The organism is Shewanella sp. SACH (assembly GCF_001887095.2).
Lineage (GTDB): Bacteria > Pseudomonadota > Gammaproteobacteria > Enterobacterales > Shewanellaceae > Shewanella > Shewanella baltica.
Window position 1 is genome coordinate 151,932 of sequence record NZ_MPDG02000007.1, and the last position, 15,751, is coordinate 167,682.

A 15,751-nucleotide genomic window follows, 5' to 3' on the forward strand; every position below is an offset into this window, starting at 1 on the left:
GCGCTATCTTAAAATGGCTTTGCTAGAGTACAGACACTTTCTTTATATGCGTCTTTCTATCCATGACTTCATCCATAGCGGCTCCCATGACTCAATACTGGCGTTCGCACCCAACATTTTTTACCGGCACAGTGCTAGTTATCGCGATTTTTAGCAGTGCTTTTATCGATTATTTTGCTGGTTCCACCATAGCCGTGCTGCTGATCTTACAATTGGCCGTGGTGGCTGTGGCCCTGCAATGCAACGCTAACTTTGCCTATTTTGCAGCAGTGTTTGAGGCGACAAGCTTTAATTTTCTGTTTACCACGCCGCGCTATTCGCTACAGATGTTCAATCTTGAGGACATTCTCAATCTAACTGTGTTTTTACTTGTCGCCCTGACCACCAGCAAATTGGCCGAACTTTATCGCCGCCAGCAAGCTGCACTCGAACAAGCTCAGTTACGCAACAGCATCTTATTGTCGGTTTCCCATGACTTACGCACCCCGCTCTCAACCATCATAGGCACCCTGACGACCCTGAAGGAATACATGCCTAAGCTCAGTGCGTCGCAAAAGACTGAGCTGATTGATAGCGCGGCTGCCGAGAGTCATCGTCTGCATCAATATATCGAAAACCTGTTACAGGCCACTAAGTTACAACACGGCGCACTCAAGTTCAGCCTGAGTGAAGACGCCATGATGAATGTATTGCACCAAGCTATCGGCCGTTTTCCCGCAGCGCAGCCACGAATTGTCATCGACAGCGAGGCCGAACTGCCGCCGCTGATGATCAGCAGTTCTTTGATTGAACAGGCCATTTTTAATGTGCTGGATAATGCGCTGCGCTATTCGCCCTTAGATAAACCCGTCACAGTAAAAGCTTACCAACAAGGCGATATGCTGCGGTTAGATATTCAAGATGAGGGCGTGGGCATCGCCCCCGCAGAAGCGCAGGCTATTTTTGAACTCTTTTATCGTCAGCATCCCTCCACCGATGGTGGCGCAGGCCTTGGGCTTGCCGTTGCTAAGGGCATTATTACCGCCCATGGCGGCCAGATCAGCGCCGAACCTGTGGCTAAGGGCAGCCTTATTCGTATCGCTTTGCCGATTAAAAAGGGAGAGCAATAAATGGCTTACAAGGTGCTGGTTGTCGATGACGAAGCGCAAATTCACACTTTTATGCGGATATCGTTAGAAGCGGAAGGCTTTGAATATCATGGCGCAGCCTCGATTGCCTCTGCCCTCGCCCAATATCAAGCCCAGCAGCCACACGTGTTAGTGCTCGACCTTGGCTTACCCGACGGCGATGGCATCAGCTTGCTGCAAACCCTACGGCAGCATGACAAAGTGCCCGTGCTTATCTTAACCGCCCGCGATCAAGAGGAAGAGAAAATCCGCCTGTTGGAAGCGGGCGCCAATGATTATCTCAGCAAGCCATTTGGGATCAGGGAGTTAATCGCGCGCATTAAAGTATTAGTCCGCGACTTAGTGGACGAACCCGCCTTGAGTGATGCGCTGCAATTTGGCGCACTTAAGCTGCAAAAAAGTACCCACCAGCTTTGGCTCGACCAGCAAGAAATCGCCTTAACTAAAAAGGAATTCGCTCTGATTGAGACCTTAATGTCTCACCCAGGTCAGTTAGTGAAACAAACTGAATTGCTGCGGCATATTTGGGGCGAGACCCATACCGATGACAGTCATTATCTGCGGATCTTGGTCAGTCAGTTACGCAAAAAGCTCAACGACAGCACAGAGCAACAGCTGATCAAGACAGAAGCGGGACTCGGCTATCGCTTGACTGACATGAGTCAAAAATAACGTTTTTATCATCAACAACACTTTCAAAAAAATCGTAAAAGGATGTTTGTATGGCGCATTTTACCGTTATTGGCTTAGGGCGATTTGGCATCGCCGCCAGCCTTGAGCTGATCCACTTAGGTCACACAGTCACAGGCGTAGATAGCGACCCCAAAATGGTGGAGAAATACGTAGAAAGCCTCACCGAAGCGGTAATTTGCGACTGCTCAGACGAAACGGCGCTGCGGGAGTTAGACCTTGCCAGCAGTGAAGTGGTGTTAGTCGCCATCGGCGAAGACATGCAATCTAGCTTGCTGTGCACCTTGGCACTCAAGAATCTGGGCGTGAAGGTGATTTGGGTCAAGGCCAGCACTAAGGCGCACCACACGATAGTGTCTAAACTCGGCGTTGCCCGCATCATACATCCAGAGGAAGAAATGGGCATTCGCGTCGCCCAGTCGCTCAATTATCCTATGGTGAGTAATTTCTTACCGATCGGCGATGGCATGTATGTGGTTGAAATCCATATTAAAGCGCATTTAGATAAAACCGTACTTTCTAAATTGTTGGGCTCGGCACTCGACGACAAGGATGCCGCCTTAACCAATGTGGAGCGCAACCCCAAAGGCAAAGTCGCGGCCATTATGGTGAAGCGGGATCTGACGGTGATCAGTAAGCTTGATAGCAGTTTTGTGCTGCAAACCAACGATGCTTTGCTGCTATGTGGCAGCCGCACCGAGTTACAATATCTCGCACCAAGGTTGGTGTAAGGTGGTTCAATGGCATCCCTCAGTCACGGCAATTGAGCACAAAGCGAATCCCGGTAAAAAGCTTATTGGTGCGCCGCCTTTTATCCTCAGCGTCAGCTTTGCACTGCTGATCATCCTAGGCACTTGCTTACTCAAACTGCCGATAGCGACCGAATCTTCTATTACTTGGCTGCAAAGTCTGTTCACCGCAACGTCAGCAGTCACTGTAACTGGTCTGGTTGTTGTCGATACAGGCACGGTTTTTACGCCCTTTGGCCAAATTGTCATTGCGCTGCTAATCCAATGCGGCGGGCTGGGGCTGATGACATTTGCGATTGTCACCCTTATCGCCCTTGGCGGTAAGATTGGCTTTCTACAGCAAACCGTCGCAAAAGAGGCATTTAATCAAACCGATACTTCAACATTAGTCTCGACCGCCAAAGCCGTATTTGTGTTTTCGCTGCTGGTTGAAGCCATAGGCATGCTGATTTTATCAGTGCATTGGAGCCATGAACTCTGCTGGCAAACCAGCTTATTCCACGGGTTTTTCTATACGATTAGCGCCTTTAATAACGCAGGTTTTGCCCTCAGTGCCGACAGCCTAATGCCCTATGTGGCCGATCCCGTGATCAACCTAACCATCACAGGTTTATTTATCATTGGTGGTTTAGGATTTTCGGTGTGGATAGATCTGCGTAGGAACAAACGTTGGTCAAAACTCAGCGTTTACAGCCGCATGATGATCACCGGCACTATTGTTATCAACGCGGTCGCCGTGATTGCGATTTACTTTATTGAGTACAACAACCCCAACACCTTGGCGCCCTTAAGCGAACTTGGTAAATGGTTAGCCTCATGGTTTCAAGCCGTTACACCGCGCACCGCAGGCTTTAATACCCTAGCCATTGACCAACTCGAAGATGCCAGTACCTTGCTCATACTCGTGCTGATGTTTATCGGCGGCGGCTCATTAAGTACCGCCAGCGGCATTAAGGTCGTCACCTTTATGGTGCTGATTTTAGCCACTTATGGTTATTTACGCCGCGACGAAGCCATCTATGTGTTTAAACGGGAAATCCCCAAAGATACCGTCAGCAAAGCCTTAGCACTGACCATCATCTCTCTGGTCGTATCTTGGCTGGCCATCTTCATACTGGTATTAAGTGAGAAAGCGCCGTTAATCGATATCGTCTTCGAGGCCATATCCGCACTCGGCACTGTCGGTTTGTCACGAGGTTTAACTGGTAACTTAACTAGCCTAGGCCAAGCCATCATCATCTTTATGATGTTCATGGGTCGCCTCGGCCCACTCATGCTCGCCTATTTCCTCGCGAATCCAAGAGTGAAAAAACTGCGCTACGCAGAAACCAAACTGGCGATTGGGTAAGATTGATTGATGGGTGACAAAACAAATCGACTGACCATCAGAGATTTATAATATTGAGCCAGCGGGATAATCGAGTTGACTATGGAAGCGCTGACTTATAGGCGAGCCATGGTATTTGCTCGACGACGCGCAGCAAGTCCATCCGTGGATGCTCGACCGCCCCGTCCATGGGGCGGACGGTCGTCTCACTAATCACCATAGCTCACCTTTTTAGTATTAGCGTAATCTGTAAGTTTCAAATAAATACGTAGTATGTTTGAGATATTTCCAAGTTAGATCGTCAGTTCTAACACATGATTTTCGGATAAAATTTTGACGGGTTAACATCCATAAGTAGTAAGCAACGCATTACAAAATGCTTCCGGATTGTGTCATAAACAAAAAAACGAAAACCAAAACTGTCACGCGTTGCGAATCTACTTAAATTGGTTGTTATCAGGTAACTACACTTCTTTGTAAATTTTCTCTCTTTCTACTTCAGATAACGATATTGGCACTATTCTCAATAACCCTCTTAATATTGATGGTTCGAAGAATTCTTTCAATAGTTCGAAATTACGTTGAACACGATTCCTATCGTCATCTTCCCCTTCTACATCGACAAGTATTAAATTTAAATGTGCATTTGCATTCTTGAGTTTATTGTACAAGTAAATTTTATTCAGCATTAAATACACTCGCTCACGAGTCATCATCGCAGATACACGAGCAATTTTAATTTCTATGAATATCTCACTTTCGCCAGTATTTATGTAACCATCGAAAATTGGCTGGGTATTACTTATCGCATCTATACCACTAAATTGAGTAACCAGTTTGGCTTCTTTGATTAGGTCCAGGCTGGTTAGATTTCGAGCGGCCAGAAACTTATCAAATGCGATTTCTTCAAGTTTTTGAAGGTTTATTCTTCGACGAGTAGGTCTAACACGTTCAGGACTTTCATCATTTTCTTCTGTGCGTTTTTCTGTTATTTCATCTGGCGTCGCTTTTTCAACCCCGATAGCTTTTGCTATATCAGCTGGTGAAAGACCAATAATATTTGTACTAGTTTGGTGCTGGTTTATAGACGTAACAACATTTACTAGTTCTTTCCTTAGATCGGTGTTCTCATTTTTTAACTTTGCAATAGACTCATCTTTTTTAACTACTTCCTTCGATAAGCTAAAGAGCTTTCCTACACTAAATTGATCAAAAGTTTCACTGAGAACAATTACGACTAGCAAAATCACCAATGTGATCATACCTGCTGAAATCGCTCCCTTAGAACTCTGGGATAACAAGCTGTAAGATATGATCCAAACAATGAAGGCTGCTAAGCCAATAATTAGGCATCTTACAAAATAATTGACTTTTTTATCACTCATGAATTACCTATTTTAGCCTTGTAACGTCTTATTATTTATGCGCTGTTTGCAGGGTATAAATCGTTTGTTGAACTTGGCCGCAGCCATGTCCATTGGTATAAATGATGCTATAGGAATTTGCTTTTTTGCGATAGCGGTTTTTATACAGTTTGATGGGTAATTATCTGATATCGCTTTACCTTTTCCGTTCTTTCACGCTTATTTTTTGCTGATGAATCACTATCTAACGACTCAAAACCCCAAGGAATACACCTCCCCCTCGGAGTTGCCGCAGGGCGAATAGACAAATTGCGTGAGTCTTGCCATGGATGGCAAGCTAGCTTTCGCAGGTGCAGGGACGCATCCTTCGGAAGCGATAGCAAATTTGGCAATGAGCACAAGGGGCTTTCAACTCCGTTTGGGGCGTCTTGGAGCATCCAAGGAGGATAGGACGAGCAGTCCTCCTTGGTCGGGTGTGGGGTGAAGCCCCACGACTTTGATTAAAGCATTCAAGCTACGAAAAGATGGGATACATAACTTCTAAGTCGAACCATCAACTTTTCTATAGGCAAAGCCTTACTTGGCCTATTCCCCTTTTGAACGGCGAAACACACTTAGAGCAAAAAGTGATTTAGCCAGAAGATTGGCTTTGATGAGTTCAAACTGTCAGAGTTTTAAACTCATCAGTCTTGCAAGTTAGAGACTAAACCGCCCTACCTGCGGCGACGCCAGATGCCCAGGCCCATTGAAAATTAAACCCGCCTAACCAACCACTTACGTCCATAACTTCACCAATAAAGTAGAGTCCTGCGACTTTGCTGGCTTCCATGGTTTTGGATGACAGCTCATTACTATCAATACCACCTAAGGTCACTTCTGCGGTGCGATAGCCTTCGGTGCCGTTCATCAATAGTGTCCAGCGGTGTATATCATCGACCAGTTTTGCGCGCTCGGCGTGCACTAGCTGATTTAAGGCTTTGTTCAACAGGGCCTCATCGAATAGCACTTCAACCAGCCGTTTAGGTAACCACTGGCTGAGGGTGTTGCGCAGGCTTTGCTTAGGGTGCGCGGCGAGCTGTTGCTCTAGCAATTGTGCCAAATCCATATTCGGCAAGAGATCGATTTCTATAGTTTCGCCCGCTTTCCAATAGTTGGAAATCTGCAAAATTGCAGGGCCAGATAAGCCGCGGTGAGTGAATAGCAACGCTTCGCGAAATGCAGTGCCATCTTTGGCGGTAATGCGGCTCGGCACGGCTATGCCTGACAAAGGTTCGAAGCGAATTTTATCTTCACTGTGCCAGGTAAAAGGTACTAAACCCGCGTGAGTTGGCAATACTTTAAGGCCAAACTGCTCGGCCAGTTGATAACCGTAAGGCGTAGCGCCGAGTTTAGGCATTGATAAGCCGCCCGTGGCGATAACCAGTGAGTCGCAGCTCAGTTCGCCGTTAGAAGTATTGAGCTCAAAGCGCCCTGCTTCTGTCTTTTTAACGGCCAGAATATCGGTGCGCAGCTTAATGGTAACGCCTGCCCATTCACACTCGGTCAATAGCATAGTGACTATCTCTTTGGCCGAGTCATTGCAAAACAGTTGGCCGTGATCGCGTTCGTGGTATTCAATGCCGTGGCGCTCGACCAGTTCAATAAACTGCTGCGACGGATAACGCGCGAGTGCCGACTTAACAAAGTGGGGATTACCACAGAGGAAGTTAGCGGGCTCGACTTTAAGGTTGGTGAAGTTACAACGCCCGCCGCCGCTGATGAGGATTTTACGCCCGGCTTGCTTGGCATTGTCGAGTACGAGTACATCACGGCCTCGGTAACCTGCGGTCGCTGCACACATCAATCCCGCGGCGCCGGCTCCGATAATAATGACATCATGATGTTTCACGCTATTACTCCACACTGATAAATTGATTGATATTGGTTGACAACGGGCAGTTTGCTGACTCACGAACCTTTAGCAAGCAAGTCAGCAACCGCGAAACGGAGCAAAGATAAGCTCGAACGTTAGGCACAAATCCCCTCTTTCACCATCCCTGGCGACCGGGGATAAATACTTCCGTGTATAAATCCTCTCTTTCACCATCTGACCTCCAGGGATGGAGGAAATGCCCGCCTGATGTCGGGAACATCAAGGGCCCTGGCGACCGGGGATACATCTTGCACACCAGAAGTCCGAGCACAAAAAAGGGCGCTATTTTAGCACCCTTTCTTTTATTCGGCATTACAGCATCATCACGGCTCGCGGTTTATTGCGTAGGCGTTTCTGATTTCTTTTCTCTGCTGAGCAATTCTTTCGCAGCATCGACGGGCGATTTACCTTGGTACAAGACTTGGTAAATCTGCTCGGTGATTGGCATTTCAACCCCAAGGCGTTTCGCAAGCGTAAACACTTCCTTGGTATTGCGATAACCTTCAACCACTTGGCCGATTTCAGCCTGTGCAGTCATCACATCACAGCCTTTACCCAAGGCTAAACCGAAACGACGGTTACGGGATTGGTTATCGGTACAGGTCAACACTAAGTCGCCTAACCCCGCCATTCCCATAAAGGTGGCCGCATTGGCCCCTAAGGCTTCGCCTAAACGCGTCAATTCGACTAAACCACGGGTGATCAAGGCTGTTCTGGCATTGGCACCAAAGCCGATACCGTCAGACATACCCGCACCAATCGCGATCACGTTCTTTACCGCGCCGCCAAGTTGCAGTCCGGTAAAGTCGTCGTTGGCATAAACACGCAAACGTTTAGGGCTGTGTAACAGCTCAACGAGATCGTTGGTGAACGCAGGACAAGTCCCCGCGACTGAAATGGCCGTAGGTAAACCCATGGCTAATTCTTTCGCGAAGGTCGGCCCAGATAACACCGCCAGCGGATATTGCTCACCTAACACATCACGGGCCACATCTTGCAGCAAACGTCCGGTTTCAGGTTCGAGCCCTTTCGTTGCCCATACGATGCGCGCATCGCTACGGAGTAACGGTTTAGCTTGCTCAAGCACAGTACCAAACACATGGCTTGGTACTACCACTAACACATTGTTACTGGCAGCTAAGGCTTTGGCTAAATCGGCTTCGATCTGTAAACAATCAGGAAACGCAATACCAGGCAAAAAAGCTTGGTTGCACTTGTCTTGAGCGAGCGTTTGCATGTGGACAGGATCGTGTCCCCATAACAAGGTCTTATGACCGTTGCTGGCTAAAGAAATGGCAAGGGCGGTGCCATAAGAGCCCGCCCCTAATACCGTGATATCGGCAGAGTTTTTCATGTAATTAAGCGTTAGCTTCTTCGGCGGCTGGTGCAGTCGCAGCAGCTTGACGTTGTTGCACGTATTGGGCAAACAGCGCGTCGAAGTTAACTGGTGCTAGGTTCAGTTGTGGGAAAGTACCACGACCGACTAAGCTGCCCACGGTTTCGCGAGCATACGGGAATAGGATGTTAGGGCAGTATGCACCTAATGAATGAGCAAGTTGTGGCTCAGTCAGACCAGTGATAGAGAAGATACCGGCTTGTTGTACTTCACATAGGAAAGCGGTATCGCCACCGTTTTGCGCAGTCACAGTTAAAGACAGGACAACTTCATATACATCGTCAGCTAATTTAGCGCTGCGCGTGTCTAAATCTAACTTAACTTCTGGGTTCCATTCTTTTTGGAATACAGCTGGGCTGTTAGGCGTTTCGAAAGACACATCTTTAGTGTAAACACGTTGGATGTTGAATTGTGGGGCTTGTTGTTCGTTGTTTGCTACTTCAGCCATAATTTCCTACCTATCCTATCAATGTTGTATCGGCTTTTCGTTGAAAGCCAATTATTATTTGAAAGCCAATTCATCTTTGAACGTAAATTGGCTCGGGGCTTATGTTACTCAAGGCCTGTATCAGATCTCGGTATCATCCCAACTTGCACCCATATTCGGGTATCGATCGAACCAGTCTAAAAACTTACATTAAGCCCTTAGCGACCGCAGGATCAGTATGCCAAACAATAATGACTGTATTGCTGCACTGCCTAAAGGATAGGGTGCAGCTTAAATCATAACTGCCGCCGACAACTTATCTTTTGCTTTTTGAAACAGGCATATTTGCTGCCTGCCATTCACCCATACCACCTTTCAAGTTATACAGGTTTTCGAAACCTTGTTGGCTTAAAAGCTGAGCGGCTTGAGACGAGGTCATGCCAGCATTGCATACCAATATAATGGGACTGGCTTTAAACTTTTCAAGGGCAGATATCTGATTATTTTTAATATCTGCTAGCGTAACGTTAATTGCATCAACAATATGCCCCTTACGGAACTCGTCATTAGAGCGCACATCAACGACTTTAGCGTCCTGTCTGTTCACCATAATTGTCAGTTCTTGGTGAGAAATACTTTTGATTTTTGACATGCTCGATTTGATGATACTCGCGACAAGCACAACAAATAATCCCACCCAGGCCAGACTTAACATTGAGTGAGCTTTAAAAAATTCGATATATTCTTGCATGATGATTGCCCGCATAAATGGCGAAAATTCGATAAGGGCTGAGAGTATACCGATTGCCTTGGCAGATTGCAGCAGTTTAGTCACAGTTCTAGATCGCACTTTTAGCGCAATTGCCTAGGTGCTTGTTACAAGCCAGCCACAGAATCGGACGAATTAGTGATTCGATGACCTTAATCGGGGTAAAGCGCTTTTTCATACCCCGCTAACGTAGTAATATTTGACCAATTTCAGATTTCTATCGCTTCTATAAAACTTAAAGGTATCACTATGACGACAGCTAAACGTCCGCTCGCGTTGTTGATCCTCGATGGCTGGGGCTACCGTGAAAACACGCATAACAATGCGATTTTCCACGCCAATACTCCGGTACTCGACCGTCTCAACGCTCAATATCCCCATAGTTTGATTTCAGGTTCTGGCTTAGATGTAGGCTTACCTGATGGCCAGATGGGAAATTCTGAAGTTGGCCACATTAACTTAGGCTCTGGCCGTGTGGTATATCAAGAACTCACTCGCATCAGTAAAGCCATTGCAGATCATGAGTTTGAACAAAATCCAGCCCTGTGTGATGCGGTTGACTCGGCCATTAAAGCCGGCGGCGCAGTGCACATTATGGGTCTGCTTTCTGCCGGTGGTGTTCACAGCCATGAAGAGCATATCGAAGCGATGTGCCGTATGGCCATTGCCCGTAGCGCGACAAAGGTTTATCTGCACGCTTTCCTCGACGGCCGCGATACACCACCGCGCAGCGCTAAGGGCAGCTTGAGCCATTTTGATGATCTGTTTACTACATTAGGCCATGGCCGTATCGCCTCGATTATTGGTCGTTACTTTGCAATGGACAGGGATAATCGTTGGGATCGTGTGTCGCAAGCCTACGATTTAATCACCCAAGGCAAGTCAAAATTCCAATACGACAATGCGGTTACTGCATTGGAAGCGGCTTACGAGCGTAACGAGAACGACGAGTTCGTCTCTTCATCGGCAATTACAGATGCAGACGGCCAAGTTGCCACCTTGCAAGATGGCGATGCACTGATATTTATGAATTTCCGTGCCGACCGTGCCCGCCAAATCACTCGTAGCTTTATCAACCCAGACTTCGATGGTTTCGAACGCGCTGTGGTGCCGAAAATGCACTTTGTCACTCTGACTGAGTACGCCGGCGACATCAAAGCCCCTATCGCGTATCCATCTGAAAACTTGGTGAATACCTTAGGTGAAGTGCTGCAAAAACAAGGTCGCACTCAACTGCGTATCTCTGAAACTGAGAAATACGCCCATGTGACTTTCTTCTTCAACGGCGGCAAAGAAGAGCCATTCGAAGGTGAAGATCGCATCCTAATCAACTCACCTAAAGTGGCGACTTACGATCTACAGCCTGAGATGAGTTCAGCCGAGCTGACCGACAAGTTAGTGGCGGCGATTGAGTCGACCAAGTACGACGTGATCATCTGTAACTATCCGAATGGCGACATGGTTGGCCACACGGGTAATTTCGATGCCGCCGTTAAAGCCTGTGAAGCAGTTGACGCTTGTATCGGCCGTGTAGTGGATGCGCTGGCGGAAGTGGGTGGTGAATGTATTATTACCGCCGACCACGGCAACGCCGAGCAAATGACGGACGAAACCACAGGTCAGGCACACACAGCCCACACCAGTGAACTGGTACCTTTTGTCTTTGTGGGCCGCAATGCGACCATAGATGAAGGTGGTAAACTCAGCGATGTCGCACCGACTATCTTGACCTTGATTGGCGAAGCCATTCCAGCAGAGATGACGGGCAAGCCCTTAATCCACATTAAAGAGTAACCGTTACCTAGTGAGCACTCGACTCCTTGTTAAAGCCAGCATTCTTGCTGGCTTTATGATGTTATCTTTCTCGGCCAACGCTTCTGATTTGGAGAAGCGTCAGTCCGAGTTGAAATCAATCCAATCGCAAATAAATCAACAACAAAGCGCGTTAAAAACCACCAGTAAACAAAGAGAAAAATTGCTGTCATTGCTGCGTAGCGATGAAGAAGCGATTGCGTCAGCGGCCAAAAAAGTCAACAGCACCAAAAATAGCTTAGCGCAAATCGATACTAAGCTGACCGAGCTGAAACAACGTCAAGATGAGTTAGAAACGCTTAAAGTAAGTCAGCAACAAACACTGTCGAAACAACTGTCGAGCGCCTATCTTGCCGGTAATCACGATTACACTAAGATGATGCTCAATCAGCAAAGTCCTGCCACTATCGAGCGTATGTTGGCCTATTACCAATACCTCAATAAAGCGCGGATGAAGTCGATCAACGAATTAAAGCAAACCTTGACCGAGCTAGATGAGATCAAGGTGTCGCAAACGAGTAAGCAAAAGCAATTAACCAAACTCGTGGCCGAACAACAGGTCCAAGCCAAACGTTTGAGCCAAGAGCAAGATCAGCGTCAACTGACCATCAAAGAGCTGCAACGCACCTTAAATTCTAAGGGCGCTGAGCTGGAACAGTTGCAAATTGAAGAGGCCAGCTTGAAGCGTGTGGTCGAACAAGCGCTGCGGGCCATGAAAGACAATCCTTCGATGGAAGGTTTTGGTAAACAAAGTGGCAAACTCAAATGGCCGACAAAAGGTCGCGTCAGTGCCAGCTTTGGCAGCCAACGTTCCGGCCAAGTGGTGTGGAAAGGCACTATGTTATCCGCACCAGAAGGGCAAAATATTCGAGCCGTTTCAGGTGGTAAGGTTATTTATGCCGACTGGTTACGTGGTTTTGGTTTAGTGATGGTCATCGATCATGGCAAAGGTTATATGAGCCTTTACGGCCATGCTCAAACCCTATTAAAAAGCCCTGGCGACATGGTAAAAAGCGGCGAAGCGATAGCTTTAGTCGGACGTTCGGGTGGACAGAGCGAGGCTGGCCTATACTTTGAAATAAGGCACAAGGGGCAAGCCGTCGATCCAGCGAAATACTGTCGCTAATCATAACGGTCCCCTCATCACAGGGGACGGCTATGAAACACATGATCCGCTATATCAGTTGCGTTGGATTAGGCCTGACTTTGGGCCTATCCATCAGCCTCTCTAGTCAAGAGAACGCTAAGTCATATCGCAGTGATTTTGACTATCCGTTACTGCAAGATGTACTTGAAACCGTTGAAACTTATTACGTAAAAACCGTTTCGAAAGAAGAGTTAGTGCAAGCGGCAATCAAAGGTATTTTTGAGCACTTAGATCCCTATTCCAGCTTTTTGAATCACCAAGAATTACTCGATCTCAAAGACTCCAATCGCGGCGAATATTTTGGTTTCGGCTTCGAAGTCGCAACCCAAAATGACCACATCAACATCATCGCCCCCTTCGCCCATTCCCCAGCAGAACAAGCGGGAATACGCGCAGGCGACATTATCGTTAAGCTCAACGACACACTGGCGACCGAGACTAACCTCGCTAATATCCTTGCCGAGATAAAAAAACATAGCCTCACCAATCAAAGCATTAAGTTAGTGCTTAAGCACAGCAATGACGATGCGACCTTTGAGGTGTCACTCAAGCCGAGCACTATCACTATCGAATCTGTCACCACTCAATTGCTTGATGGCAATATTGGGTATGTCAGATTAAGTAGCTTCCAAGAAAACTCGACCGAAGATATGGTGCGTTCACTTAGCCAATGGCAAAATAAACCGCTCGCCGGGCTCATCTTAGATTTACGTAATAATCCCGGCGGCCTGCTCGACCAAGCCGTTAAAATTGCTGACCTATTCCTCGCCAAAGGCCGAATAGTCTCAACCTCTGGCCGCTTCTTCGATGCCAACTCCGACTACTACGCCTCACCACAAACCATGCTGACTAACGTGCCCATGCTAGTGTTGATCAACAAAGGCTCGGCCTCTGCATCCGAAGTGCTCGCCGCCGCACTGCAGGAAAATGGTCGAGCTAAGCTGTTAGGTGAAACCAGTTTTGGCAAAGGCACAGTACAAAGCCTGATCCCCATCTTAGAAGATGGTAACGCGATAAAACTCACCATTGCCCAGTACAATACCCCCAGAGGTGAAAACATTCACAACATAGGAATCGTCCCAGACATAAAAATTGCCGCAGAAACTGGTTCCGGCGCGGGTAATTTGGCTATAATCGACGCCCTATCCGCCCATGCATCTCTGGCCCAAGATCATCAAGTGACCTCAGCCATTGCATGGATACAGCATCATGACTAATAAGAAGAAACTGTGCGCTTACTTTATTCCTTGGCCCTATTGGCCCTAAGCATTTCTCAAAGTCATGCTGCCCAGATTGCCCTCATTATTGATGACATAGGTTATCGTCATACCGATCAAGCCGTGCTGGCACTGCCCAGCACAGTGACACTCTCAGTGTTGCCTCATACTCCTCTTGGCAAAGAACTCGCAAATGCTGGCCATAAAAAGGGCCACGAAATCATGCTGCATCTGCCTATGCAGGCGCTTAATGGTAAGGCGTTAGGGCTAGGGGGATTGACCAATACTATGACTGAGGTACAAATTCGCGCCAGTGTTGTCGATGCAATTAACAGCGTTCCTTTTGCTAAAGGTGCCAATAACCACATGGGGAGCCTATTGACTCAACTCGATGATCCTATGCTGTGGGTGATGGAAACCCTCAAACAAAAGCATCTGTATTTTATCGATAGTATGACAACAAGATTCACTAAGGCGGGAGAGACAGCGGATCAGTTAGGCGTACCGTTATTAAAACGCCAACTGTTTCTAGACAATGACATCAGTGCCAAAGCACTCGAAAGACAATTTAGCTTAATGATAAGTCAGGCACATACTCAAGGTAACCTAGTGGCGATTGCCCATCCTTATCCAGAAACCATGCGCTTCTTAAAGGCCAATCTACAAAGACTAAAAACCGAGGGGATTGATCTAGTACCTGCATCAAGCTTGCTCCCCATCGACATTGCACACAAAAATGGAACTAATCCAGCTGTAACACTGAGATAGACATGTCAGGCAGCAAGGCAAGTAACTCATCACGATTACTCACAATGTCCAGCAGAGTATATTGATCGAGCACATTCAAATACGCTTCAACTGCTTGTGCTAACACGCCTTTCAGCTTACAGGCAGGCGTGAATCGGCAGTAAGGTTTACTGCAATCAATCGGCGCCAACGAGTTTTCTAAAACGCGAACTAACTGACCTAAGTTAATCTCACTCGCAGGCTTTCCCAAACGGAAACCGCCCATCTTGCCGCGAATGGTTTCTAGGTAACCCATCTTGCCTAAATGATGCACTATCTTAGAGACATGATTTGGAGACAGATCAAATACCTGCGTAATTTCAGCAATTCTAAATAAAGTGGTTCTGTCTGGCTGAACCGCCAAATACATCAAGGTTCGAACGCCAAAATCGGTATAACGAGTTAACTGCATATTTCACCTGTCAGCGATAAACTTAATGAGAGGTTTGAGCTTCGAGTTGGGTAATCAACCAAAGCGCCTCTTCGTTCGAATGACCACATACATCTTCCGATGCATCGAAATCACTACAAACCGCGGGACGATCGGGCGAGCCGAAGATCAAACATAAATTGGCATCACTCAGCTGCACACAACGCTCACCCGCAGCCTTACCATTTGGCATACCAGGAATACCGCTGCTAATTGAAGGCGCAATACAGCAAGCACCACACCCAAGACGACAATTCATTTTCGTTACTCATAAAAGACATAAGGCATTATACCGTTTAATTTGTCCGAGATCAGTGTCACAGGTCAATACTGCCAAGTCGCGCACAAGCGCCATTCTGTGCGAGAAAGGCATAATATGAAATAAGTGGGACAAACTTAGACAAAGTAGGCAGAGATTTAAATTTTACGCCGACGAATGTGAGGTAGCGATGCCGAGCTGGGCTGTTAAGCAGGGATGCTGTTGGACGGGACGGCCGCGACTATAGAAATAGATAAATTCCAGATACGAAAAAGCCCTAACATTGCTGTTAGGGCTTATCGAAATGTTGGCGGAGCGGACGGGACTCGAACCCGCGAC

The 15,751-nt window shown here is 47.2% G+C and carries 15 protein-coding genes; 8 read left to right on the forward strand and 7 right to left on the reverse strand.

Annotated features, from left to right (window positions below; translation table 11 throughout):
- Window positions 1-62 precede the first annotated feature (62 nt).
- The 4 genes from BM607_RS19680 to BM607_RS19695 are packed head-to-tail and all read left to right on the forward strand — an operon-like array spanning window position 63 to window position 3,914.
- Window positions 63-1,109: an ATP-binding protein gene (locus tag BM607_RS19680; RefSeq protein ID WP_071940587.1), complete on the forward strand. Its 1,047-nt coding sequence runs from the start codon at window positions 63-65 to the stop codon at window positions 1,107-1,109.
- Complete coding sequence (locus BM607_RS19685; protein ID WP_071940588.1) at window positions 1,110-1,799, forward strand: response regulator transcription factor; 690 nt, start codon at window positions 1,110-1,112, stop codon at window positions 1,797-1,799. It abuts the gene before it with no gap.
- Between the two features lie 50 nt (window positions 1,800-1,849).
- Entirely contained in the window at window positions 1,850-2,548 is a 699-nt protein-coding gene (locus BM607_RS19690) for a TrkA family potassium uptake protein (RefSeq protein WP_071940589.1), read from the forward strand.
- Between the two features lies 1 nt (window position 2,549).
- Window positions 2,550-3,914, forward strand: a complete 1,365-nt coding sequence (locus BM607_RS19695) for a TrkH family potassium uptake protein (protein ID WP_071940590.1) — start codon at window positions 2,550-2,552, stop codon at window positions 3,912-3,914.
- 443 nt (window positions 3,915-4,357) lie between these two features.
- Here BM607_RS19695 and BM607_RS19700 read toward each other — a convergent pair whose 3' ends face one another.
- The 5 genes from BM607_RS19700 to BM607_RS19720 form a co-directional block, all read right to left on the reverse strand.
- Window positions 4,358-5,278: a hypothetical protein gene (locus tag BM607_RS19700; RefSeq protein WP_071940591.1), complete on the reverse strand. Its 921-nt coding sequence runs from the start codon at window positions 5,276-5,278 to the stop codon at window positions 4,358-4,360.
- Window positions 5,279-5,960: 682 nt separating this feature from the next.
- Window positions 5,961-7,145, reverse strand: a complete 1,185-nt coding sequence (locus BM607_RS19705; RefSeq protein WP_071940592.1) for an NAD(P)/FAD-dependent oxidoreductase — start codon at window positions 7,143-7,145, stop codon at window positions 5,961-5,963.
- Window positions 7,146-7,506: 361 nt separating this feature from the next.
- Window positions 7,507-8,523, reverse strand: a complete 1,017-nt coding sequence (gene gpsA, locus BM607_RS19710) for an NAD(P)H-dependent glycerol-3-phosphate dehydrogenase (protein ID WP_071940593.1) — start codon at window positions 8,521-8,523, stop codon at window positions 7,507-7,509.
- A 4-nt stretch (window positions 8,524-8,527) separates the two neighbouring features.
- Complete coding sequence (gene secB, locus BM607_RS19715; RefSeq protein WP_006083777.1) at window positions 8,528-9,013, reverse strand: protein-export chaperone SecB; 486 nt, start codon at window positions 9,011-9,013, stop codon at window positions 8,528-8,530.
- Window positions 9,014-9,308: 295 nt separating this feature from the next.
- Window positions 9,309-9,743, reverse strand: coding sequence for a rhodanese-like domain-containing protein (locus BM607_RS19720; RefSeq protein WP_006083779.1), 435 nt, complete (start codon window positions 9,741-9,743; stop codon window positions 9,309-9,311).
- Window positions 9,744-10,010: 267 nt separating this feature from the next.
- Here BM607_RS19720 and gpmM point away from each other — a divergent pair, with 267 nt between their 5' ends.
- The 4 genes from gpmM to BM607_RS19740 are packed head-to-tail and all read left to right on the forward strand — an operon-like array spanning window position 10,011 to window position 14,705.
- Complete coding sequence (gene gpmM / locus BM607_RS19725; RefSeq protein ID WP_071940594.1) at window positions 10,011-11,555, forward strand: 2,3-bisphosphoglycerate-independent phosphoglycerate mutase; 1,545 nt, start codon at window positions 10,011-10,013, stop codon at window positions 11,553-11,555.
- 10 nt (window positions 11,556-11,565) lie between these two features.
- Window positions 11,566-12,699, forward strand: a complete 1,134-nt coding sequence (locus BM607_RS19730) for a peptidoglycan DD-metalloendopeptidase family protein (RefSeq protein WP_006083781.1) — start codon at window positions 11,566-11,568, stop codon at window positions 12,697-12,699.
- A gap of 32 nt (window positions 12,700-12,731) precedes the next feature.
- Window positions 12,732-13,937: a S41 family peptidase gene (locus BM607_RS19735; RefSeq protein ID WP_012586354.1), complete on the forward strand. Its 1,206-nt coding sequence runs from the start codon at window positions 12,732-12,734 to the stop codon at window positions 13,935-13,937.
- Window positions 13,938-13,949: 12 nt separating this feature from the next.
- Window positions 13,950-14,705: a divergent polysaccharide deacetylase family protein gene (locus tag BM607_RS19740; protein ID WP_071940595.1), complete on the forward strand. Its 756-nt coding sequence runs from the start codon at window positions 13,950-13,952 to the stop codon at window positions 14,703-14,705.
- Here BM607_RS19740 and BM607_RS19745 read toward each other — a convergent pair.
- Both BM607_RS19745 and BM607_RS19750 read right to left on the reverse strand, forming a co-directional pair.
- Window positions 14,680-15,135, reverse strand: a complete 456-nt coding sequence (locus BM607_RS19745; RefSeq protein ID WP_006083784.1) for an Rrf2 family transcriptional regulator — start codon at window positions 15,133-15,135, stop codon at window positions 14,680-14,682. The genes BM607_RS19740 and BM607_RS19745 overlap by 26 nt on opposite strands.
- A gap of 22 nt (window positions 15,136-15,157) precedes the next feature.
- Window positions 15,158-15,412 carry a YkgJ family cysteine cluster protein gene (locus tag BM607_RS19750; RefSeq protein ID WP_006083785.1) on the reverse strand — a complete coding sequence of 85 codons (255 nt, stop codon included), beginning with the start codon at window positions 15,410-15,412 and terminating at the stop codon, window positions 15,158-15,160.
- Between the last annotated feature and the right edge of the window lie 339 nt (window positions 15,413-15,751).

Coding starts and splice junctions, on each gene's coding strand:
- BM607_RS19680 (WP_071940587.1), top strand. CDS start 63: ATGACTTCATCCATAGCGGCTCCCATGACTCAATACTGGCGTTCGCAC.
- BM607_RS19685 (WP_071940588.1), top strand. CDS start 1,110: ATGGCTTACAAGGTGCTGGTTGTCGATGACGAAGCGCAAATTCACACT.
- BM607_RS19690 (WP_071940589.1), top strand. CDS start 1,850: ATGGCGCATTTTACCGTTATTGGCTTAGGGCGATTTGGCATCGCCGCC.
- BM607_RS19700 (WP_071940591.1), bottom strand. CDS start 5,278: ATGAGTGATAAAAAAGTCAATTATTTTGTAAGATGCCTAATTATTGGC.
- gpsA (WP_071940593.1), bottom strand. CDS start 8,523: ATGAAAAACTCTGCCGATATCACGGTATTAGGGGCGGGCTCTTATGGC.
- secB (WP_006083777.1), bottom strand. CDS start 9,013: ATGGCTGAAGTAGCAAACAACGAACAACAAGCCCCACAATTCAACATC.
- BM607_RS19720 (WP_006083779.1), bottom strand. CDS start 9,743: ATGCAAGAATATATCGAATTTTTTAAAGCTCACTCAATGTTAAGTCTG.
- gpmM (WP_071940594.1), top strand. CDS start 10,011: ATGACGACAGCTAAACGTCCGCTCGCGTTGTTGATCCTCGATGGCTGG.
- BM607_RS19735 (WP_012586354.1), top strand. CDS start 12,732: ATGAAACACATGATCCGCTATATCAGTTGCGTTGGATTAGGCCTGACT.
- BM607_RS19745 (WP_006083784.1), bottom strand. CDS start 15,135: ATGCAGTTAACTCGTTATACCGATTTTGGCGTTCGAACCTTGATGTAT.
- BM607_RS19750 (WP_006083785.1), bottom strand. CDS start 15,412: ATGAATTGTCGTCTTGGGTGTGGTGCTTGCTGTATTGCGCCTTCAATT.